This is a genomic window from Limnoraphis robusta BA-68 BA1 (genome assembly GCF_034932365.1).
Lineage (GTDB): Bacteria > Cyanobacteriota > Cyanobacteriia > Cyanobacteriales > Microcoleaceae > Capilliphycus > Capilliphycus robustus.
In genome coordinates, this window is the sequence record NZ_JAYGHR010000070.1 from 45,062 (window position 1) to 66,241 (window position 21,180).

The 21,180-nt window shown below is 43.3% G+C and carries 19 protein-coding genes; 5 read left to right on the top strand and 14 right to left on the bottom strand.

Annotated features, from left to right (window positions below; genetic code table 11):
• Positions 1-20: 20 nt before the first annotated feature.
• The 10 genes from VB836_RS19530 to VB836_RS19575 all read right to left on the bottom strand — a co-directional run bounded on the left by VB836_RS19530 (position 21) and on the right by VB836_RS19575 (position 11,148).
• Complete coding sequence (locus VB836_RS19530) at positions 21-1,280, bottom strand: NAD(P)/FAD-dependent oxidoreductase (protein WP_323221746.1); 1,260 nt, start codon at positions 1,278-1,280, stop codon at positions 21-23.
• 170 nt (positions 1,281-1,450) lie between these two features.
• Positions 1,451-1,906, bottom strand: a complete 456-nt coding sequence (locus tag VB836_RS19535) for a hypothetical protein (RefSeq protein ID WP_046277905.1) — start codon at positions 1,904-1,906, stop codon at positions 1,451-1,453.
• A gap of 460 nt (positions 1,907-2,366) precedes the next feature.
• Positions 2,367-3,500 (bottom strand): redoxin domain-containing protein, encoded by a 1,134-nt coding sequence (locus VB836_RS19540; protein ID WP_323221748.1) that lies wholly within the window; start codon positions 3,498-3,500, stop codon positions 2,367-2,369.
• 311 nt (positions 3,501-3,811) lie between these two features.
• Entirely contained in the window at positions 3,812-5,068 is a 1,257-nt protein-coding gene (gene metK / locus VB836_RS19545; protein ID WP_046277907.1) for a methionine adenosyltransferase, read from the bottom strand.
• 171 nt (positions 5,069-5,239) lie between these two features.
• The gene (locus VB836_RS19550) at positions 5,240-5,995 is read right to left on the bottom strand and encodes an HAD family hydrolase (RefSeq protein WP_046277908.1); all 756 of its coding nucleotides are present in this window, start codon (positions 5,993-5,995) and stop codon (positions 5,240-5,242) included.
• Positions 5,996-6,081: 86 nt separating this feature from the next.
• Entirely contained in the window at positions 6,082-7,200 is a 1,119-nt protein-coding gene (locus tag VB836_RS19555) for a 30S ribosomal protein S1 (protein WP_323221751.1), read from the bottom strand.
• A gap of 432 nt (positions 7,201-7,632) precedes the next feature.
• The gene (gene nrdR, locus VB836_RS19560) at positions 7,633-8,235 is read right to left on the bottom strand and encodes a transcriptional regulator NrdR (protein ID WP_323221754.1); all 603 of its coding nucleotides are present in this window, start codon (positions 8,233-8,235) and stop codon (positions 7,633-7,635) included.
• Between the two features lie 210 nt (positions 8,236-8,445).
• On the bottom strand, positions 8,446-8,541 hold the full coding sequence (locus VB836_RS19565) for a photosystem II reaction center protein T (RefSeq protein ID WP_046277911.1): 96 nt from the start codon (positions 8,539-8,541) through the stop codon (positions 8,446-8,448).
• A gap of 202 nt (positions 8,542-8,743) precedes the next feature.
• The gene (psbB, locus tag VB836_RS19570; protein ID WP_046277912.1) at positions 8,744-10,273 is read right to left on the bottom strand and encodes a photosystem II chlorophyll-binding protein CP47; all 1,530 of its coding nucleotides are present in this window, start codon (positions 10,271-10,273) and stop codon (positions 8,744-8,746) included.
• Positions 10,274-10,800: 527 nt separating this feature from the next.
• Positions 10,801-11,148, bottom strand: coding sequence for a hypothetical protein (locus VB836_RS19575; protein ID WP_323221758.1), 348 nt, complete (start codon positions 11,146-11,148; stop codon positions 10,801-10,803).
• A 241-nt stretch (positions 11,149-11,389) separates the two neighbouring features.
• Between VB836_RS19575 and VB836_RS19580 the strand changes: the two genes are divergently transcribed.
• Positions 11,390-12,541, top strand: a complete 1,152-nt coding sequence (locus VB836_RS19580) for an AI-2E family transporter (protein WP_323221760.1) — start codon at positions 11,390-11,392, stop codon at positions 12,539-12,541.
• Positions 12,538-13,665, top strand: a complete 1,128-nt coding sequence (locus VB836_RS19585) for a tetratricopeptide repeat protein (RefSeq protein WP_323221762.1) — start codon at positions 12,538-12,540, stop codon at positions 13,663-13,665. Before VB836_RS19580 ends, VB836_RS19585 begins: the two co-directional genes overlap by 4 nt.
• A 62-nt stretch (positions 13,666-13,727) precedes the next feature.
• On the opposite strand, the gene VB836_RS19590 is transcribed toward VB836_RS19585, so the two are convergent.
• Complete coding sequence (locus VB836_RS19590) at positions 13,728-14,150, bottom strand: hypothetical protein (RefSeq protein ID WP_323221764.1); 423 nt, start codon at positions 14,148-14,150, stop codon at positions 13,728-13,730.
• Positions 14,151-14,420: 270 nt separating this feature from the next.
• On the opposite strand from VB836_RS19590, the gene VB836_RS19595 reads away from it, so the two are divergent.
• The 3 genes from VB836_RS19595 to VB836_RS19605 all read left to right on the top strand — a co-directional run bounded on the left by VB836_RS19595 (position 14,421) and on the right by VB836_RS19605 (position 16,866).
• The gene (locus VB836_RS19595; RefSeq protein ID WP_323221766.1) at positions 14,421-15,065 is read left to right on the top strand and encodes an esterase/lipase family protein; all 645 of its coding nucleotides are present in this window, start codon (positions 14,421-14,423) and stop codon (positions 15,063-15,065) included.
• Positions 15,066-15,197: 132 nt separating this feature from the next.
• A complete protein-coding gene (locus VB836_RS19600) occupies positions 15,198-16,016 on the top strand; it encodes a TIGR00297 family protein (RefSeq protein WP_323221768.1) in 819 nt (272 codons plus the stop codon).
• A gap of 88 nt (positions 16,017-16,104) precedes the next feature.
• Positions 16,105-16,866 (top strand): peptidylprolyl isomerase, encoded by a 762-nt coding sequence (locus tag VB836_RS19605; RefSeq protein ID WP_046279307.1) that lies wholly within the window; start codon positions 16,105-16,107, stop codon positions 16,864-16,866.
• Positions 16,867-16,946: 80 nt separating this feature from the next.
• Here the strand turns inward: VB836_RS19605 and hetR are convergent, their stop codons facing one another.
• The 3 genes from hetR to VB836_RS19620 form a co-directional block, all read right to left on the bottom strand.
• Positions 16,947-17,849, bottom strand: coding sequence for a heterocyst differentiation master regulator HetR (hetR, locus tag VB836_RS19610; protein ID WP_046279306.1), 903 nt, complete (start codon positions 17,847-17,849; stop codon positions 16,947-16,949).
• A gap of 548 nt (positions 17,850-18,397) precedes the next feature.
• Positions 18,398-18,664, bottom strand: a complete 267-nt coding sequence (locus VB836_RS19615) for a hypothetical protein (protein WP_323221771.1) — start codon at positions 18,662-18,664, stop codon at positions 18,398-18,400.
• A 385-nt stretch (positions 18,665-19,049) separates the two neighbouring features.
• Positions 19,050-21,056 carry an FAD-dependent oxidoreductase gene (locus VB836_RS19620; RefSeq protein ID WP_323221773.1) on the bottom strand — a complete coding sequence of 669 codons (2,007 nt, stop codon included), beginning with the start codon at positions 21,054-21,056 and terminating at the stop codon, positions 19,050-19,052.
• Between the last annotated feature and the right edge of the window lie 124 nt (positions 21,057-21,180).

The window sequence follows — 21,180 nt, forward strand, 5'->3', positions numbered from 1 at the left end:
ATTTATATTCTAGTTCTATTCTAGTCTACACCTTTTAGGGATTTTGTTTGAGTCAGCCTAGAGCGAATCTGTCGAATTAAACTGTGAATCTTAGCTGCAAGCTTGTAGCGTAGATAAGGAAATACTCCCCGATAGATTACTTTAAAATTGTATTCAAAAAGAATCTCTAAAATTTCATCTGCGCTGAAATGGTTTAAGTACGCAACTCCGCGATCAATCAACTCATCACTATACTCTAAATATTTCCTAATACCCATCCGTTCAGACCAGTCCCAAGTCTTTTTATAGGTCTGATACATCTCCGGTTTATAGGCTTGGAAATTCACTTGTTTTCCGGAAAGATAAGCTTCAATATATCGACAAGCAATTTCAGCACTTTGCATTCCATGTCGAATCCCTTCTCCGCCCAACATATTCACGGTTGAAACTGCATCTCCAATGGCAATAATGTTATTTTGTGAATAGGTATCTTTCAGGCCGCTACAATATTTCAATACTCCACCATGAATATTAATAATATTGTATGAAATTCCTGATAAATAATCATTTAAAATCAGTTCAATATAGGTTTTAAGGGAGTCGGTCTGTTCAACAATTTTATGCTCACGTTTGAGTCTAGCAGAACCCACTTTTAAAAGATTTTGTTCCATCGGAAAAATCCAAGAATATCCTTTAGGCATCCATTTGTGACCTAGAAAAAATATTAATTCATGGGCATATTTTTGATAGTCTGAGCTTTCTACTTCTATTAAATATTCCGTTCCAATTCCGGTTAGGTAAGATGAAGATTTTTGTCGGGATGGAGAAATCACCGCTCGGGTCGGGCCAGTAGCATCTACCAAAACTTGAGTCGATACATGAACCGTTTCATGGCTTTTATAAGGTTTGAACTCAACGACTGTTTTTCCACTTTCTTGAAAATGTTGAATGTAGCGGTGTCCCATGCAAACTTCACCCCCTTGTCGTTGAACTTCTTGGGCTAAAAACTCTCGCAGTTTAGCAAAATTCAAGACAGCACCCCGAGGGCGATCGCATTCCCAACTTTGATGAACATGAGTTGTAACAATTACAATTTTTTGCCACAAACTACCGACCACATCTGGAGGGAGATTATACTGTTCTAGGGTTTCTATCGGAGTTGCGGCGCTTGAAAAGTCATTTTGACCAAAGGTTTGATGCTGTTCGGCGAGTAAGACGTTTTTACCAGACTTTGCAAGCTGTCTCGCACAGTGACCACCCGATGGCCCTGCTCCCACAACAACAACGTCAAAATGCTTCATTTTCCCAATCTAACACTAACTGCTTTTACAGTTTACCGGATGTGTTGTATTTTCTAAACCAACGGTGTGAGCGCTTAAAGTCAGCAGTTTAATTGTAGCCGAATCGGTGCTATTCTCGCGAGAGAAACTCAAAAGATTTTTAGGTAATCTTTATCCAAAAAAGTGAGAATTCAATCAACCACCGAGGAGTTACAACTAACGAGATTTACTTCTTGAAAATCGGGAATCGGTTGACGACTTGAAGTAATCGGAATAAATTCTCCTTCGAGTACAAAATCATCAGCGTTGAGAACGACGGCTAAAATGGCTTGGGTTGATTTCAATTTAATCACAGCATCATCTAAAAAGCCATCTTCATCAAAATCGATGAGTTCCATATAGTCAAGATCTTCTTCAGTAAGTCCACCCGTGAGTCCGATTTTATCTGCATCTGCAAACCAATCAAAGTCAGTAATTACTTGGGCTTGATAGATATTATTAGTGGCTGCATGAGCTTCTAAAATAAACACATCAGTATGACCATTATTATTGAAGATTTCAGCTTGAACAGATTTATGAGTGACTAAGGTTGTCATGCAGGGCAGCACAGTTGCCAGCAGTAAAGTGCTTAGTTGTGTTACAATCATTTATTGAGGATTCATCTCTACGATTTCACTCTACGGATCTGTGCATTTACTATCTGAAAGGTTGGTGCTACTATTTCCACCTAGACATGATCTCAATTCAGAAGTGAATAATAGGTCAGGTACCTACGATCATCAATTTATAGGGAATTTTTCCTCCGTTTAAGTTAACAGAGATGAGCGAGTTTTAGTAGACAATTTGCGAATTGGTTACGATTGACTGTAAGAAAGTTGTAAATCAAAGAAAGATTAATCAAATCCTCCGGGTTATATCAAAGACAATCGGTTAGTAAAAAAGCCTATTTTCTTCTGTCTCGGGAGGGTTAGCTAATTTTACAGATTTTTTTAAAAATCTACAGGACTTACGTCTCAACCCAGTTTCGGGCTGGGAACCTCAACAGGGCTGTTGATCAGCCAAGGAGTGCGTAAGTCCTGAATATTCGGTGTTGAAATCGTCTAATCTTTACGATTCAACTCGAATCACTTGTTCATAATTATTTTGGGCTTTTTTCTCGTATACTTGACGAGCCTGAGCATCTTTATCGCCATAAAAAAATGAGAGAAGTGCAAAACGACGACCTGCGGTTATATCGGTTGCTTCGTGCATTAAAGAACAAGAGAAAATAATCGCACTCCCTGTATCTGGTTTGTACAGATGAAGACAATGTTCTGGGAATCTCAAAAATCCCCCAACATATTCCTCTACATTCAAGTTAATCGTCATTGCAAACCGACGGTGAGCTGTTCCCGGTGTGGTGTTATCTCGATGGGGTCGAAAATATCCACCTTCTTCGGCATTATAACAGGCTATTTTGTAGGATTCTCGACGGCTGACTTCAAATTGAAAAGCGTGTTGAATTTCCGGAAAAACTCGTCGCTGCATTAGAAAATCAATGTGATTAATTAATGCTAAATCTTCTATAAAATGATCGCGACGCCGTTTATGGCTGGGGTCAAGATATCCTACTGTTTTCTCTCCATCTCGTCGCATAAAACCGGATTCAGAGTTTCCGCGAGTTTCCCAAATCTCAATCAGGTAGCGACAAAATTTGAGATCGAGAACGTTAGGAATGAGCAACACAGGGGCTTGCATTTGAATAGCTCGGGGTTCTTCTCGACGAATGAGAACCTGAAGATCTCCTAAGAGTTTTTGAATCGCTTCTTCGAGGTTATTGAGAGGATATATCCCTAAAATTCGCTGGTTTGAATCCAGTAAAAAGCCAGTCCGAAGATAGGATAAAGTAGAATGATCTCCGTCTGCTGAAGAACAAACTCTGTACTTTAAACTCACTTCAAACTTGCAATCACACAGCAAGCTAAAGGGAATATTATGAGTTTGAGCAAATATCAGGCGAGATTCAGGCTGATCTGAACTAATAGAAAAAACGCGCAGATTCGATTGATTTAAAATCGGCATTAAATCTCGAAATCGACAGGCAATTTCACGACAAGCCGGAATTTCATCTAGAGCGTAAAAAAGCAGAAGAATTGGTTTTCCGGCATTGTTACGCAGGAAGAAATCGCCTTTATTTTGAGTGGGTAAGCGAAACCAAGGTGCAGGGTCACCAACCCGAAGTAATGGTGTTTGAGGCTTCATTGTCGCAATTTTGGGATTTACCGATTTGACGACTCAATCATCGGACTAAAGGTTCCCTAAAAGATGAAATTTAGAGAGAGAGTTGAAGCTTGAGTCAGCTTTTTTTCGTTTTCCAACTAACCCTTGATTGAAATCAAAGTTCAATCTAAATTAACAGTTTTAAACAACTTAGAGCAAGCGTTAGCAGCTTTAGAGACCCGAAAAAGATGAAGTCAACCATAAAAACCCAGTTTCTTCAAGAAACCGGGTTTTTCGAGCGGACTGTACCTTACTCAACTAAAAAATGCTATAAGCCAAGCAGATTGCTGTCGTTATCCGATCGCCGACATGGGTAACAGAGCATCCTTCAACAACTGAATTTTATCCGTTCTTTCCCAAGGTAAACCCAGGTCAGTCCGTCCAAAATGACCGTAAGCTGCAACCTCTTGGAAGAAGTGTCCACCTCGTTTAGCAGGTAAATTCTGCAAGTCAAACGCTTGAATCATTCCCGCAGGACGCAGTTCAAAGTTCTGCTGAATCACCTCAATCAGCTTATCTTCATCTACTTTGCCGGTGCCGAAGGTTTCAATAAACAAACTCACCGGACGAGCAACCCCAATCGCGTAGCTAACCTGAACTTCGCATTTATCCGCTAATCCAGCAGCAACGATATTTTTAGCAATGTAGCGGCAGGCATAAGCGGCACTACGGTCTACTTTTGTGGGGTCTTTACCCGAAAAAGCCCCGCCTCCATGACGAGCATAACCCCCGTAGGTATCAACAATAATTTTACGGCCAGTCAAACCCGAATCCCCTTGGGGGCCACCAATCACAAATTTACCTGTGGGGTTGACTAAAAAGCGCGTCTTGGCATCCGGCTTAACGCTAATATCCTCAAACACAGGTTCTACCACTTCAGACCAGAGATCTTGTTTGATTCGGGTTTGAATTGCAACGGGGTCTGTAATTTCTCCAATTGTAGCGGTGTGTTGAGTCGAGATTAAAATGGTGTCAATTCCCACCGGGCGGCCATCTTCATAGATGATAGTCACTTGGGTTTTACCGTCTGGACGCAGGTAGGGAAGGGTGCCATTTTTGCGTACTGCTGCCAGTTGACGGGAAATGCGGTGGGCTAAACTAATCGGTAGAGGCATTAGTTCAGGCGTTTCGTTACAAGCATAGCCGAACATTAAGCCCTGATCTCCGGCACCGATAGCATCTAACTGTTCCTCACTCAGATGTTCCCGTGTCTCCTGCGCTCTGTCAACCCCTTGAGCGATATCTGCGGATTGTTCATCTAAGGCAACCAGAACAGAACAGCTATTGGCAGAAAAACCGTTATCTGCATGAATATAGCCAATATCAGCAATTTTTTTGCGAGCGATGTCAATATAGTTGACCTGTGCTTTAGAAGTGATTTCGCCCGTAATTAAAACTAAACCTGTGTTGACGACGACTTCGGCAGCAACCCGGCTTTTGGGATCTTGGGTGAGTAAAGCATCCAAGATGGCATCGGAAATTTGATCACAAATTTTATCGGGATGGCCTTCTGTAACTGATTCAGATGAAAAAAGGTAACGACTAGACAAAGGTAGTTCCTCCTAAATATTAAAGCTGGGTTGATTGTAAAGTTTTGATTAAACTCGCAATTCAAGCTACTCTGACCCCAAAAGTCATTGGTCAACCCGATGAATGTTTGTTGCTACGCAAGAAGCTACAAAGTGGCAAGGAATTTAGTCAATCCTCAGGAATGCTCGAGGCTACTCGAAGTCATCTGCAACTTGAAGAACTTGAATTTCATCAAGTTGAGTGATAATAACATCAGCTTGACACAAATTTTTAGCAGTTTCGGGTTTCCAACTCATCCCAATACAACCTGCCGCCCCCGCTTTTTTAGCCATCTCCATATCCACTGCTGCATCTCCAACCATTAGAGTCGTCGAAACTTCTACCTCTAAGTATTTGCACGCTTGGCAATATAAATCTGGATCAGGTTTACTCAAGCCCTGATCTACACCCATTTGCAGTTGAATATAGTCTCCGAGCTGATAACGTTCGACAAATGCTTGTACTTCTCGAAGGGGGGCGGCGGAGAGAATGGCCAGTTTCAATCCCACTTCTGAGAGAAACTTCAACACCTCTAAGCTGCCTGGAAATAATGGGGACGGAGCTGCATCTTTCAAATATTGGTCAGCTTCATTAAAAGCTTGGCGAGCTATTCCTAACGATTCTAACCACCCCCGTCCCGTTTCGGCAATATAGGCCGCCGCCGCAATTTCATTTTCTCGCCGACTGCCCACTGCCATTAATCCGGCAGGATCGAGCTGATCACCTTCTACACCAAACGCCATTAACAGTGGCTCTCCGACACCGGGGATTTGAGCATCAATTAAACGCGATCGCTTCTGAGCAAGATTTCTCAAAAAATTTTCAGAATTTTCTAGCGTGCCATCCTTATCAAAAATGACAGCGCTAATCTTCTCAAAGATAACGCCTTGAACCTGAATAGTAACCAACTAAGACTTCTCCAACAAACTTCTAGTCTTCTTGCTGAACAAGCTGAAAAAAGAGGGACATTCCCTCTTCCTTAAAACCTTAACTTCTAAGATTCGGCAACAGCCGAGGCTTCTTCTGGTTCAGCCGTCTCAGGTTCGGCTTCTTCCACCTCTGTTTCGGTTGCAGGAACTACGTCTTCAGGAACTACGGCTTCAGGAACTACGGCTTCATCAGCAACTTCTAGAAGTTCTTCATCCTCGGTTGCAGGCGGAATGTCTATCTCACTCAGTTCCGCTTCATCAACCGCAGGAGCATCTGTTCCTTGCTGTTCGGCTAACATTTTCTCTCGGAACTTAGCAGCCATTTCCTCAGCTTTCTCGTAGACAAGCTCAGGATTTTTCACCATTGCTCCCGGTTCAGGTTCAAGCTGCTTTGTTGACAATGAAATCCGACCCCGATCCGCATCGAGATCAATGATCATCACTTTAACCTCATCATTAACATTGAAGACACTGTGAGGTGTATCAATGTGATCATGGGAGATCTCGGAGATGTGTAACAAACCGCTCACGCCACCAATATCAATAAAGGCACCATAAGGTTTGATTCCGCGTACTGTTCCGATCACCACTTCTCCAACTTCGAGTCGGTTCATCTTCCGCTCAACTAAAGCACGACGATGACTCAACACCAGTCGGTTTCGGTCTTCGTCTACTTCTAGGAACTTCAGAGGGAGTTCTTCTGAAACCAATTCCTCTTTGGGCTTTCGGGTACTAATATGGGAGCCGGGAATAAAACCGCGTAATCCTTCAATTCTAACCAGAGCGCCACCTCGGTTAGTCGCAAACACTTGGGATCTTACCGTTGCATCTTCTGCTTGCAGTTGACGAACTCGTTCCCAAGCTCGCATATACTCAATCCGACGAATCGATAGGGTAAGCTGCCCATCTTCATTCTCATCGGTTAGAATAAAAAACTCACGGGTTTCGTTGGACTGTAATACTTCGTCCGGACTCTCCACCCGGTTAATTGACATTTCCTGGAGGGGAATGTAAGCTGCGGTCTTAGCACCAATATCAATCAGAGCGCCTCTAGGTTCTAAACTAAACACCGTTCCTGGAACAACGTCTCCCGGACTAAAATGATAGTCATACTGATCGAGTAAGGCGGCAAAGTCTTCGTGGGTAAAACCCACATCTCTCTGATTGGTTTTCTGATTGATCATGCGTGTTGTTTCCTAGATTTTCTCTCCTTAGTAGTTTTTGACACAACTTAGAGCCTTTCTTCCACTTGCTTTGCCTGAAATTTGGTTTGAGCATTGGAAGATCCCAAGTTTTGAGGTGACATTCAACCTCACTCTAATTGCTTTGACCTGCGCCTCACTTTAAAAGAGGGCAGGACAATGAGTTGGGTCTAACTAACTTAGATCCGTTATAGAACTATAGCTAATCAACTCTAACAACTTTCCCCAAACTGAGCCAAAATTTGGCTTGAGTTAGGGAATGAGCAGTCTTTATAACTGTAACTCTGGGGTTATGTCGATTAGTCTAGGTCAGAGCATTACTATTATGCCACACTTATCTGAGTTTTGTGTCAAGGGGATAGAAAGAATTGAAATCAACAGTTGAGAACAGCTGATCATTCCTCAAACCCGAAATTAAGGAAAGATTGCTTCTTGGGGTTGGGTTTGATTTTCTTCAGCTTCCCCCGACTGTAAACGTTTTAACGAACTGAACTCAGATGTAGATTCCTCTGAACAGGAGTTGGCGGAAACATCGGCTTCTTCTTCAGCTTGATCACTATTTCTCTGATAGCTTTTGAGGTGATCTAAGGTTTCCACAAAATCTCGGATTCCTTGAAACTTTCGATAAACCGAAGCAAAACGCACATAAGCCACTTCACTAACTGATTGGAGCTGTTCTAGAACTAATTCACCAATTTCCTGACTGGAAACTTCCCGAATCACACGTTGTTGTAATTCGGCTTCCATCTCATCAATAACTGCCTCTAAAGCCGTTGTTTCCAAGCCGGTCTTTTCACAAGCTCGTATCAGACCTCGTAACAACTTAGAACGGTCAAAAGATTCTCTCTTCCCATCTCGCTTAATCACCGTAATCGGCACGAATTCAATCCGTTCATAAGTCGTGAAGCGATGCTTACAATTCAAACATTCTCGACGACGACGAATACTTCTGCCTGACTCTGCGGAACGAGACTCCAAAACTCTACTATTGGTGTGTTGGCAAACAGGACACTGCATAACTATAATTTTTCAAGTTATAACTCCCTCAAAGCGGTCATACCCTTTGACTAGAGTGAAAAAACAGAATCCTTATTATAATAGCCTGAATATAGACTTCAGGGACTAAAGGAATTTCCCATAGCCCCGGATGAAGTCTGCTTCTATTGGGTTTGCTTGATGCTATGCTCTTAAAAATTTTGCGGATCTCCAGCAAAAAAGCATTCTAGCTTATTTTCCAATCCGAGGAGGTTCTCGGAAGGCGATCGCAAAAAATAGCACTCCCAAAGCTAAAGCCAAAACTAAGATATAGGCAACGCTTTCCATTGTGTCAAAGTTTCCTTATATTCCAATTGATCATCAGTTTACCAGTTTAGAGATCAAAACCGTCGAAAGAATCCTCTTTGATCTCACTCCAAATTAGAGAAGAGCTAAGACTAGGAGACGAGTTTAATCCCCTAGCTTAACTCTCAAAAACTTACATCAACCTGTATTTGAGGTAGATGAAATCCATTTCACAAAAGTGACTCTAAACTGTTTTATTAGTACGAGTTGTTTTGTCACCCAATTTCTGGAAGAGTCCCCATTCCACTTGCTCTTCGAGGTCAGCTTCAATTCCCGCAAATACATCCCGGAAGATGGTACGAGAACCATGCCAGATATGACCAAAGAAGAACAGCAGAGCGAAGCAGGCGTGAGCAAAGGTGAACCAGCCTCTTGTACTGGTGCGGAATACACCGTCAGAATTCAGAGTTTCTCGGTCAAACTCGAAGGGCTGACCCTGTTGAGCTAGACGAGCATACTTTTTAACCGTGGGTGCATCGCTAAAAGTTTGACCATCCAACTGACCGCCATAGAAAGAAACCGTTACTCCAGCTTGCTCAAAGCTATAACGAGATTCTGCCCGACGGAAGGGAATATCAGCTCGGATTACACCGTCTTTGTCTTGTAAGACAACGGGGAAGGTTTCAAAGAAGTTGGGAAGACGACGCACAGTCAGTTCACGACCTTCACGATCAGTGAAGACCGGATGACCCGCCCAACCTTGGGCAATCCCATCACCGTCGTTCATTGGACCAACACGGAATAAACCGCCTTTAGCCGGACTATTACCAACATAGTCATAGAACGCCAGTTTTTCAGGAATCTTAGACCAAGCTGTCGATAAGCTATCACCAGAGGCGACACTGGCTTGAACTCGCCGCTCAATTTCTTGCTGGAAGTAGCTTTGATCCCACTGATAACGAGTCGGGCCAAACAGTTCAATTGGAGTAGCTGCCGAACCATACCACATGGTTCCTGCGACCACAAAGGCCGCGAAAAACACCGCCGCAATACTGCTAGACAGTACAGTTTCGATGTTCCCCATCCGCAGAGCTTTATACAGGCGTTGGGGAGGTCTTACCGACAAGTGGAATAAACCCGCGATAATTCCCACAATACCTGCCGCAATGTGGTGAGCGACAATACCCCCGGCATTAAACGGGTTAAAGCCCTCTGGCCCCCATGAGGGCGAAACGGGTTGAATACTACCCGTCAAGCCATAGGGATCAGAAACCCACATTCCGGGGCCGAACAATCCAGTCAAGTGGAAGGCTCCAAAGCCGAAGCACAGAAGACCAGATAAGAACAGGTGAATCCCAAACATTTTGGGTAAATCCAAAGCGGGTTCACCGGTGCGGGGATCGGTAAACAGTTCGAGATCCCAATAAACCCAGTGCCAAACGGCCGCTAGGAATAGAAGACCGGACAGAATGATGTGAGCGGCTGCAACGCCTTCAAAAGACCAAATTCCGGGGTTGCCAGAGGCTTCTCCGGTGACGCTCCAACCCGCCCAAGATTCGGTGACTCCCAAACGAGCCATGAAGGGCATGACAAACATTCCCTGACGCCACATCGGATTCAAAACGGGGTCAGATGGATCAAAGATTGCTAGTTCGTAGAGGGCCATTGAACCCGCCCAGCCTGCTACGAGAGCAGTGTGCATTAGGTGTACAGAAATCAGCCGTCCCGGATCGTTCAGAACTACTGTATGTACGCGGTACCAGGGTAGTCCCATTGACTACGCTCCTCCTCTATTTGTAAGGTATACTTTTTTAAACTTTGCCATGAATACCCGTTTCCTTACCCTAAAGTTAACGATTTGTCAACCTTTATTTAAGCTAAGACCGTTTTACGGGTGATTTGCATCCATGAAACTTATGTGAAGTACCTGACCCCAACACAGGAGATGCGCGGAGCAGGTTTCGTGTCTCGTCTGCCGTTGCCAAAAGAAACTTAGCTTCTTTTGGTCTTAAACAGCATCTCTGGTTGATTGCTCAACCTTTATCTCCTAGACAGGAGAACCCACGCAGCAGTCCACCTCCCGCAGACCGAAAAAATTCTCTGATTTTACGCCTCAGACAAGTTTGGACTCTTGGAACAGTGACTCGTCTGATTCCCTATTTTAAAGAAGTGTATCGATAGTTAGAACCAATTGCAAGAGTATTTGCAAAACTCAGAAACCATCCGAGTCAAAAAAGCCGAGAAAAATCCCCCCAGTGTACTAACCTTTGTTATCTAACCTAGCTGCTTTCGGCTCGACTTTTACCCCGGTTCAGTCGAGATCAAGGGAGTCTCTATCCTTTGGCATTGAGCCGAAGCCGTACATAAGCGATCCAACACTTGGTCAGCCGTAATTAAGCGAGTCAGAATCACTTGACCAATGCTACTGGCTGAGTGATTATTCTCAGAGGAGAGAGTCAAGGGTTTAACTTCCAGCATCAAGACGGCATCTTCTACCCGATGCAGCCACATTTTTTCTTTCTTGTCACACAAACAGAGATTCAATTTCTGGATTTCTGGTGGGCGGCGGTGAGCGGCTTCATCCCACAGGCCACCAACACCCCAGACACGACCCACAGTCCATCCATCCGTTAAAAAGAAGTATTTCATGGACTTTCTGTCGCCTACTCAAGCTAGAACTAAACTTAAAGATAGCGCGAAATCATTCAGGCGCTAGCTTTAATCACAATAGTTTTGGATTTTCAGCAATAGCCCTGACGCTCAACCCACCGATAGAAATTAACACAACCGATACGCTAATCCTCCCCAAATGTTGAGATAATCAGGTCAATGTTAGAAACAATATCCGCTAACTCCGACCCTATACCTGGAGAATAGGAGATACTCCCAAGTGAAACTCGCCGATTGGATTGGTTTTCTCTGTCTGATTATTGCTCTGGTGATTTTGTGGCAGTTTCAACAGATTGTGCTGTTGATTTTTACCTCTGTGATTTTAGCGATCGCCCTTAACAGTTTGGTCAGATGGCTTCAACAGTTTAGACTTAAACGCGGCATGGCTGTGATCATCGCCTTAAGTTTAGTAGTGCTATTTGGGATATTATTTTTCAGCCTCGTCATGCCCCCTTTCTTAACTCAATTTCAGCAGTTGATTGAGTTAGCCCCAAAAGGATTTAACCAATTTATCGGATGGGTTGATAACCTGCTAGCAAATCCTCCGGCTAGGTTTGCTCAATACGAGCTTCGCATTCCCAGCGTTACGGAAATTGCCAAACAAGTTGGGCCATTTGCTCAAAATGTTTTAGGTAACTTTTTTGCCTTTTTTTCCAACTCCCTCACTACCTTGCTTCAACTTTTGTTGGTGATGGTATTATCTTTAATGTTTCTCAGTAATCCACCCGCCTACCGACAACTGTTTGTGCGCTTGTTTCCTTCATTCTACAGGCGACGAGTTTCGGAAATTCTGGAGGCTTGTGAAACGGCTTTGTTGCAGTGGATGGGGGGAATTGTAATTAACTCCATTTTTATTGCGAGTTTGAGTGGAATTGGTTTACTCGTCCTGGGTATTCCTTTCGTCTTTGCTCATGCCTTATTGGCTGGAATGTTTAATTTTATTCCCAATATCGGCCCAACTGCCAGTGTGATTTTTCCGGTATCGGTAGCCCTGATCGATAATCCCTGGAAAGCACTGGCGGTGATTATTCTCTATCTGATCATTCAGAATTTAGAAAGCTACTGGTTTAGCCCCATGATCATGCAAAAACAGGTGTCTCTGCTTCCGGCGGCGACGTTAACGGCTCAAATTTTCTTTGCGCGATTTTTCGGCTTGTTGGGGCTAATATTAGCACTTCCTTTAGCAGTAGTTTCCAAAATTTGGATTGAAGAAGCCATAATGAAAGATATATTAGATAGATGGCATGACAATACTGAAAAATCCCTGATAGAATTGTCTCCCGAATCCGTTATAGATTTTGAACCCGAACTTAAACCCATCCCAATTGATCACCTTTCCAACCTTGAAGATGAATCAAATGATCCGCAATGAAAGAGATCGAACAAGTAGCCGAGGCTTTAGAAAACCAAGACTATCGCACGGCGGCTAAACTGCTAAAGCAACTGCAAAAACAATCTCCCCAAAATCCTTGGGTGCAATTGTATATCGGTCGTTGGTATGAAGGCACTGACAAGCTGAAATCGGCTGAAAAAATGTATCGCCAATTGCTTCGCGACGCTACAAACCCAAAAGTAATTGATCAAGCCCGCAAAGGTTTACAACGTCTGGAATTGATCGAACAAAACCGCCGACAAGCCGCAATTACCGAGGCGAAAGCAGACCCCCGCAATACAGAAACCGGAGTTTTAATTCTCGAACCTATTGACCCCCAACACAAGCAAGCCGCAGCCCAACATTTAGCAAAACTGTTGAATGTCGATGCCTATACCGCCCGAATGCAGTTACAAAGTCGGGGTTGGCGACTCTATCGGACGGGTGAAATGGCGGAGTTACAAGTTTATGGTCAACAGATGCGAGAGGCGGGAATTCCCGTATTTTGGGTCAACCTGACTGACATTGAGACTATTCATGTGTTTCAAGTTCTGTATTTTCAGTCTGTTTCACCTCAACCCGTAGTCGTTTGTCAAAATGAAAATCATCAACTCGGTTCTCTTTCCTTTGACTGGTCAGAAGTGACGCAACGAGTTGAAGGTTTACTTCCCTTGTTTATCGAAGCGATGGACTTCGACCCTCGACGCCGCCGCACAGACCGATTTCGCCACAAAGAGATGACTCAAGATTATGCTCAAGTGTATGATTTACATCTGGGTCATCGTCACTCTATTCTGCGATTTTCTGACCAAACTTACGACTTTAAGCAAGGAATTTCTGTTAATCCTCCTACAACATCCAACGCGACGGGGTTCGGTTCTTCTCTAACTCAAAATACGACTCGCCTCAATTGGAATCGTCTACTCCATCGGTTTAACCAGAGTTTAGCTGATGTGCAACTCTGGTCTTATTTTACGCCGTTTGCAGAAACAGCGATTGATTACACTCAACTACTGAGTCGTTTAAAATCTCATGTTTATATAGAGCGGAAATCTGAAACCCCTTGGGACCCAGCATTTCATCTCTATAGTGGGTTAGTGTTTATTAAAGTTCAACAAAAATAACGGACGAGGATTATTTCATCCGTTATTTCCCAGCTATTGCTGTTAAGAGGTTCAGACTCGTTTTAGCGAGACCCAACTTGACCCGCCATACCCTTAAACATATTCATGCTTGGACCCGGACGACGACGGCCAGAGGTCGATTTAGGCATTAAATAGTCAGGGGCAAAGGTCATTCCCGCAGGTGTAGGTTCAATACCGTTATTGAGAGAAGGTAGTTCTTTCGGCTTCACAGAGATCGCCTCAATTGTCGCCTTAGCCTCCTCTTTAGCTTCTTGAGATGCGGGCTTTGCTTTCGCTTTAACAGTGGTCTTCTTGCTGCTCTTTTCTGCTTTTTTGGGTTGTTCTTCTTTCGCTTGAACTTCTACGGGAGCAGGTTGAGATTGTTGAGGAGCGGATGGGGTTTGAGCTGAGTCAGTTCCCTTTGCTTCCTCAAGCTCTAAAAAATAATCAGACTTCTTACCAAAGCCAAAAACTTTTCCTATCATTTTATTTCCTCTATTTTTTAAGAAATATTATGCTGCTAGATTAGAGGAAAACCGCAAGAACTGTCTACATTTATTAACATAAATTTACATTTCAAGTAAAAAATCATACTATCTTCCAGAAGATAAGTAAAAATACTGAGTCAATTGTTGCAATTCTTGATATGATTCTCAGAATTTAGTGATCCGTCACTTGATTAACTGTACTATTCCCTCTCGAACACCTGTTAACAGTAGTTTATCTTGTGAAAAAAGTTCATTTGTTGCCTTCCCATGAACAGTACCAGTAACCGCAATCCCGTTATCCTGATTCACGGTATATTTGACACTACGGCGATCTTTCGGAAAATGTCAGCCTATCTCACCCAACAAGGATGGGAGGTTCACAGCTTTAACCTTACCCCGAATTATGGGTTTTTAGGGCTAGACCGACTCGCCGCACAAATTACGGACTATGTAGACCGAACCTTTTCACCGGATCAGCCGATAGACTTAGTAGGTTTTAGTATGGGAGGTTTAGTCAGTCGCTACTACGTCCAACGCTTAGGGGGTATCAAGCGGGTACAACGCCTGATTACCATTTCTTCTCCCCATAATGGCACTTTAACCGCATACTTTTATGTAACTCCAGGTACTTTACAAATGCGCCCTAAGTGTCAATTTGTAGAAGATTTAAACCAAGATATCGCCATCCTGGATCAGATTAACTTTACTTCGATTTGGACTCCCTTAGATGCGATGATTGTACCTGCGAGTAGCTCTCATTTGCCTGCGGGTCAAGAGGTTATACTCAATGTATTGTTTCATGCTTGGATGGTACAAGATCCTCAATGTCTTCGCATTGTTGCTGAAGCTTTATCTGCTCCCCTGAAAACATCTTCACCCATAACAGTCACTCAATACCAGTCACCAATGTAGGGGCGGGTTCTGTGCAAATCTATGTCACTCACAAATAACCTAGATAAACCCGCCCTTTCAGTCACCCGTCAAAAAAACTGTAAACTGAAAAGGCTGATAACTCATTAAAGTTTAACTGCAAATTAATTTAAGATGCAAAATTTTAACCTAAACGGGAATGATTTATTGTTCGCAGCGAATCCTTGGGTGATCGCGATCGCCTTAAATACAATTTTACTCAGTCTAGTTGCGATCGCCCCGAAAAAATTATTGACAACTGCTGGAATTATTCATGCGTGGATATTAGGGGTATTAATTTGGGGTTGTTTAGGTTGGCAAGGCTATCTCGTCGTCGGATTTTACTTTATTGTCGGTTCGGGAGTAACTCGCATCGGGATGGCGCAAAAAGAAGCCGCCGGAATTGCCGAAAAACGCAGTGGCGCCCGAGGGCCTGAAAATGTTTGGGGTTCAGCTTTAACTGCGGCGTTGTGTGCGATCGCAATTGTGATCATTCGGCTTTTGTCTTTAGAAGCTAGCACAATGGATCAGTTTGTTTCTTTGTTGCTCTTGGGTTATGTAGCCAGTTTTAGCACCAAGCTTTCCGATACCTGTGCCAGTGAAGTGGGAAAAGCCTATGGTCAGCGAACATTTTTGATTACGACTTTACAGCCTGTTGCCAAAGGGACGGAAGGAGCGGTTAGTTTAGAGGGGACGGTTGCAGGTATTGTTGCTTCGGTTGTTATTGCTTTAGTGGGTTGGGGAGCGGGTTTAATTGACGCGATGGGTGTTGTTTGGTGTGTAATCGCAGCTTTGATCGCAACGAATCTTGAAAGCGTGATTGGGGCAACTTTACAAGCTCAGATCAAATGGTTAACCAATGAGGTGGTAAACTTTATTAATACATTAATCGGAGCCATTGTGGCAATAGCACTTGCTCTGATTTGGAATTATAGCCAAGCTTTGCCGACTTAGAACCTTTGTTGAGACGGAGAACTTCGGGTTAGGATAGACTAGCTCGCTTATTTCGTGCAGTTGTTTTTTGTTGAAGAAGTGATTTATTATGGCTCAACCTTTTTTAGTGGTTAATGATGAACCCATTACATTGGGACAGTCTTTAAGGTATTTGCAATCCTCGGGTAAGTTGCAATCTTTTATCGGGGAAATGCTGCGCCAGTATATTCTTGACAAGGAGTTAGCGTCCCTAGAAAATCAAAATATTAATTCATCGGCGGTTGAACAAGCGGTGATTAATTTCCGATTGGAACGCAATCTCAGTGATCCCCAAGCGTTTCAGCAGTGGCTCGATAGCAATCAAATGAGTTATGACTCCTTTCATCAACAAGTTGAAATGGGATTTAAACGAGAAACTCTGAAGCTATCTATTGTTCAATCTCAATTAGAAGCATTTTTTGAAGAACGCAAGCCTTTTTTAGATACGGTGATTCTCTCACGAATTGTCGTTGCGGATTACGAACTTGCAGAAACGTTACACCGTCGCATTCTGGAAGAAGAAGCTCGTTTTGAGCAACTGGCGCGGGAATATTCACTGACACCGGAACGCAGTGTTAATGGGATGATGGGAGCGGTTAGTTTAGCGACTTTACCCGACAGTCTCAAAGCTGTAATCCCTGGCACTGCACCGGGACAAGTTGTTGGCCCTGTGGAGATTGAAGGACGCTGGTGTTTGTTTCGAGTTGAGCAATTAATTGAAGCTTCTTTTGATGATCCAAAATTGAAACAAAGACTGCAAAACGAGTTGTTTGAAAAGTGGATTAATGAGAAGCTGAAAACTTTGACGGTTAAGCTGCAAATTAACGATTAAATATAAAGGTGAGTGCTAATTGCTAATTGCTAACGGTCAATCGGAAATTAGCGATTAGCGATTAGCATAAAAATTACAATTTATTCATCTTCTTTCGGGCCAAAAACAAACTGTAAAACCATCGGTTCTCCACCCGTTTGATGATAGCGATCGGCCCATTGTCTGAGGATTTCATCTAACTCTTCTAAAGCTCGATCAATGCGATCGCTCGGAATATCAAGTTCCTCTAATGCACGCATGACTTTGGGTTGACGTTCAGCCCAGTCTCTCATTAGGCGGAAGTATCGAGCCGTATCTTCGACCATGACATAGGTGCGTTCTTCTTGATCTTCGGGAGAATAAGACCCACGGGAGAGAGCGTAGAAAGGCATTCCCCAAGGAGAATCAATTTTAGTCACAGTACCCGAATAAATCAGACGACGCTTGATGTGTTCGGCTAAAGCTTCACTTAAAGCCATTCGCCGACTGGGATCTAAATCTTCTTGAGATCGTCTATGAAGAAACTCAATTAACTCCATAAATTGAAAGGAATTAATCAGTTGAGCATCGGGTAAAAGTTTAGGGAGTTTGCTTTCGATAACGCGCTTTTCTTCTGGAGTCAGACCATTACCAGGAATACGAGGTTTTCCCGGTTGCCAGGGATATTGTTCTAACCAAACAAAGGGAAACTGGATTAGGTAGCGAGGCTCTTGAGACCCCAACATTTTCAACAGTTTTCCCTCGGTCACAGCTTGTCGAACTTCTTCAACAATCACTTTGACCCGTTTGGGTTCAATATGGTGCAGGTGTCCTGTCATCCGCAGGTTTTGATCCTGCTCCATATAGGTCATGTAAATCGCACATTTAGCGGCAGTAGCGGCTGCATCTAGAAAAGCCCCATGCCGATGCCCACTGGTTCGCATGGCACTAAAAGCCAAATATAACATGATCTGATCCATCGAGCTGGGGCTAAGAGTTTTGATCAGATCGGTATCTTTTCTCATGATTTTCCTTGAAATAGCCTAACTTGGAGGCATGGTATCATCCTCCGTTAACGAGCGCTTAGGGTTGAACTTGCTCAATCTTAACCTAAGCCAAGTCACCTAATCACATCGCCCATACCAATCCTTGCCCCTGATGTTGATGAGGCATGAGTGTGATCGTGAAGTTTTCATCCGAATCACGTACCATAGCACCCTCTGTTCTCAGTCAGTCTGCACTGCTGTGGGTATATTATATAGCAGAAATCAGGAGACAGGAGACAGGAGACAGAATTGAAACCTTTATCATAAAAGGATTTGACAGAAAAACAGTGTCCTAATCAACTCTTTCTCTGCTATAGCCTTAAAAATCAATAAATTTAGATGATTAGTTTACAGAATCTCAACAAAATGCAAGACTGCTAAAATCCAAACAGAAAAGGGGATTGGATGAATAGCAGTCTGATGAGTTACCTGAAGTTTATGATTGCTCAAGACGACATCCTGTGATGTTTTGAGTGAAGTTGTGAAAACAAGACTTGAGAGGTCAAGATATAATCTCAATCCAAAGTTCACCTGTCCTGAGCATCTTTACGGCCACTACCGCGACGCAGAAAGATAGAATTGTCTTCGGAGTTGGTGATTAGACTGTCTGCAAAACGCGGTCCATTCCCTTGATCGGGTCGAGAAGGTGGGTTATTCATCACGTTTGCTGACATCATATATTTGTGGTTTGCTAATTCTAATAAGTCCATTGATTGAGGATTTGTGGCTCGAGCTTGACCAGCGATACCAACGAATAAAAGGCTAGTTAGGGTTAAAACTGTTGTGACTTTCATTGGGATTGGCTCGTAATTAATCTATCCATTTCCTGATACGAACCTAAGCTGACTAGATCAGGATAAGATTGAAATTTTTTTAAATAAAATTTTCTGACGTTACAATAGAAGTGGGTCTTTCAGTATTTTTACGGAAACTCAACCTAAAACTCAGGAAATTTTCAGAAATTGACACAGACTTAAAGCCGTAATCTCTAAAAACACATCACAGTCTAGTCTGAGTCAGATTTTGATCTGTCACACTCAGGCTTGCTTTTGTTTAGAGAGTGCGGGATGTTGAAACTGACAACGATCACCGAACAATCATCATTACTCGAAACCAATTGAGAATTATTCTATTGTTATTGAGGGTCTAAACGTAGAGGATGACCCGAAAATATAGACCTTAAATTAAATCAGAAATGCTAGATTGGGATTTCTTCAATTCTTCATCCTCAACCTGTAATTTAATTCTCAAAACTTCACTCAAGTTCTGAGCGGTTGGAATGATCCATTGAGACTGATCAATGGCTGAGACCATTAACCAGTGACCCGCTTGATTGAGTCGTCCTTTGAGGGAAATTTGAGAACCGTCTAAATACTGTTTTAACTGCTGATCAATCTCTGGATAGAGCGTTACTAACGTCCAGGTTTGATGTTCAAGTTCAGGGGGAAAAGTCAAGGTCAAGGTATAATCTTGTTCTTGACGATGATGCAAAATACCCGAAAAATGATTCTCCAATTCTTGGGTTTCAGCCTTCAATAAATTGGGATTAACTTCGGGATAAAAATTGACCTGATTTGACGCTTTGATTGTTGGGTTTGTTGGATCAAAATCTGAGATCGGCAAATTTGATAATGTTGAAACAGAATCTAAATGACAATACCCACTCGCTGGATAGGCTTCGGGATGTTGGAGATAATAACACTGCTGATCTAACCAATTGGGATGATTCGGCGGTAAATTAAATAGGGGAATGATTGCCGCAGGTGCAACCGGATCATGCAATAATTCTTGTTGTAACTGACGTGAAGGTAATTCTCTCGGCTGACAATGGTATTCTACACACAAAGCTGCCGCCATTCCAGCCGCTTGTCCAATTCCTAACACGACAGGTTGCAAACGAGTCGCACCATTGGCAATATGAGACACAGAGATATTTTTTTCACAAACCAATAAACCGTCTGTTTCCTGGGGAATTAACGCCCGATAGGGAATCGTAAACGGTGTACCTGTCCAACGTCCGCCCCATCGTAAATACTTCTGTTTGACAGGCAATATTCCCTGAGTGTAATGATGATCATTGGGATAATTTCCAATGGCGATCGCATCACATTCACCTGTTGTATAATTGATAGGCAGAGGAGCAACATTTCCTCCCGGCATCGGTAAAATATCCTGTTCCCGAATTGTTGTCAGTCCTTGCAAGCGTCGGCTTTCTCGATAATATAAATGTAGGGCGAAGGATGTGTCTAGAAGATTAATAGGATTAGTCGGTTGCTGAGGCGGAAAAGTTCCCACTGCTAAACCATAACGGCGTCCGAGTTCCATCTGAATAAAGCGGACAAAACTCTGAGTATGCCATCGGCTTTCTTGAAAAAATTGTTGCTGTTGGGCGGGAGATTGAATTAACCGATCTAAATTTTCTCCGTAGTCATTTCCCCGACAAGGCCAATTAATCATCATCAACCCGCCCGGAAGCCGACCATAATTGAGGAATTGTTCAGGCGTATAACCTTCCCAAGCCCCAACAAATTGATTAGGATTATCGACTTGAGGGGCGGGAATTTCTGGAGAAACGGCATTTTCCCCAAAATCTTGCAGAATTGCCACCCAAGTCGGGGCTTGTACGGGAGAAGATTTTGTTAGAGAATTAGCAACAATAGGCGCACTCGGTTCTTCCCATTCGGTTTGCAACTCCCAACCCCAACGATAGGGAACTGATCCTAAAGCCAATAAATCCCCGAGTTCGGTTGCATCTACAGTAATTTCAGCATAAACAGTAAACTCGGAGAATCGCACCCCTGTAATTTTGTTGTTGTGTTTGAGGACTTCTAGGGGTTTGTAACCGGAAATCCAGTGTAAATTGGGTTGTTGTAATACCCAGTCGGCAAAGATTTCCGCTCCCACACGGGGATCAAAGGTAAAAAAACTCACCCAACCCCAATCTAATCCTTGGGGGTGTCGGCGTTGTAATTCTTGTAAAAAAGCGCCCCACAACCCGGTTTGAAAAGCGATTAATTCGTTGCCATCCGGTGCGGATACGCCTGCTGAGGTCAGCATTCCTCCCAACTCGGTGAATTCACTGACTAAAATAGTATTGGCGCCTCGACGGGCAGCTTGCAGCGCAGCAGCAACACCGCCTGTTCCCCCACCAACGACTAAGACATCAGCATTGAGTTGGTCGATCATGGTTGTTTCTGGGGTTGGGGCGACGACAACAAATTAGCTTACCATTATTAGCCGATTGTGGCTTTTTGGCAATCGGTTTGAGAGAGCTTATATTGGAACTCGGGGTGGCAATGTTTTGAGGTGA

Bases quoted from the DNA above. Each gene is read 5' to 3' on its own strand.
- psbB (WP_046277912.1), bottom strand. From the start codon at position 10,273: ATGGGACTACCCTGGTACCGCGTACATACAGTAGTTCTGAACGATCCG.
- VB836_RS19540 (WP_323221748.1), bottom strand. From the start codon at position 3,500: ATGAAGCCTCAAACACCATTACTTCGGGTTGGTGACCCTGCACCTTGG.
- VB836_RS19565 (WP_046277911.1), bottom strand. From the start codon at position 8,541: ATGGAAAGCGTTGCCTATATCTTAGTTTTGGCTTTAGCTTTGGGAGTG.
- VB836_RS19600 (WP_323221768.1), top strand. From the start codon at position 15,198: ATGCAAAATTTTAACCTAAACGGGAATGATTTATTGTTCGCAGCGAAT.
- VB836_RS19535 (WP_046277905.1), bottom strand. From the start codon at position 1,906: ATGATTGTAACACAACTAAGCACTTTACTGCTGGCAACTGTGCTGCCC.
- VB836_RS19590 (WP_323221764.1), bottom strand. From the start codon at position 14,150: ATGATAGGAAAAGTTTTTGGCTTTGGTAAGAAGTCTGATTATTTTTTA.
- nrdR (WP_323221754.1), bottom strand. From the start codon at position 8,235: ATGCAGTGTCCTGTTTGCCAACACACCAATAGTAGAGTTTTGGAGTCT.
- hetR (WP_046279306.1), bottom strand. From the start codon at position 17,849: ATGAGAAAAGATACCGATCTGATCAAAACTCTTAGCCCCAGCTCGATG.
- VB836_RS19605 (WP_046279307.1), top strand. From the start codon at position 16,105: ATGGCTCAACCTTTTTTAGTGGTTAATGATGAACCCATTACATTGGGA.
- VB836_RS19585 (WP_323221762.1), top strand. From the start codon at position 12,538: ATGAAAGAGATCGAACAAGTAGCCGAGGCTTTAGAAAACCAAGACTAT.
- VB836_RS19595 (WP_323221766.1), top strand. From the start codon at position 14,421: ATGAACAGTACCAGTAACCGCAATCCCGTTATCCTGATTCACGGTATA.
- VB836_RS19555 (WP_323221751.1), bottom strand. From the start codon at position 7,200: ATGATCAATCAGAAAACCAATCAGAGAGATGTGGGTTTTACCCACGAA.
- VB836_RS19615 (WP_323221771.1), bottom strand. From the start codon at position 18,664: ATGAAAGTCACAACAGTTTTAACCCTAACTAGCCTTTTATTCGTTGGT.
- VB836_RS19620 (WP_323221773.1), bottom strand. From the start codon at position 21,056: ATGATCGACCAACTCAATGCTGATGTCTTAGTCGTTGGTGGGGGAACA.
- VB836_RS19530 (WP_323221746.1), bottom strand. From the start codon at position 1,280: ATGAAGCATTTTGACGTTGTTGTTGTGGGAGCAGGGCCATCGGGTGGT.
- VB836_RS19575 (WP_323221758.1), bottom strand. From the start codon at position 11,148: ATGAAATACTTCTTTTTAACGGATGGATGGACTGTGGGTCGTGTCTGG.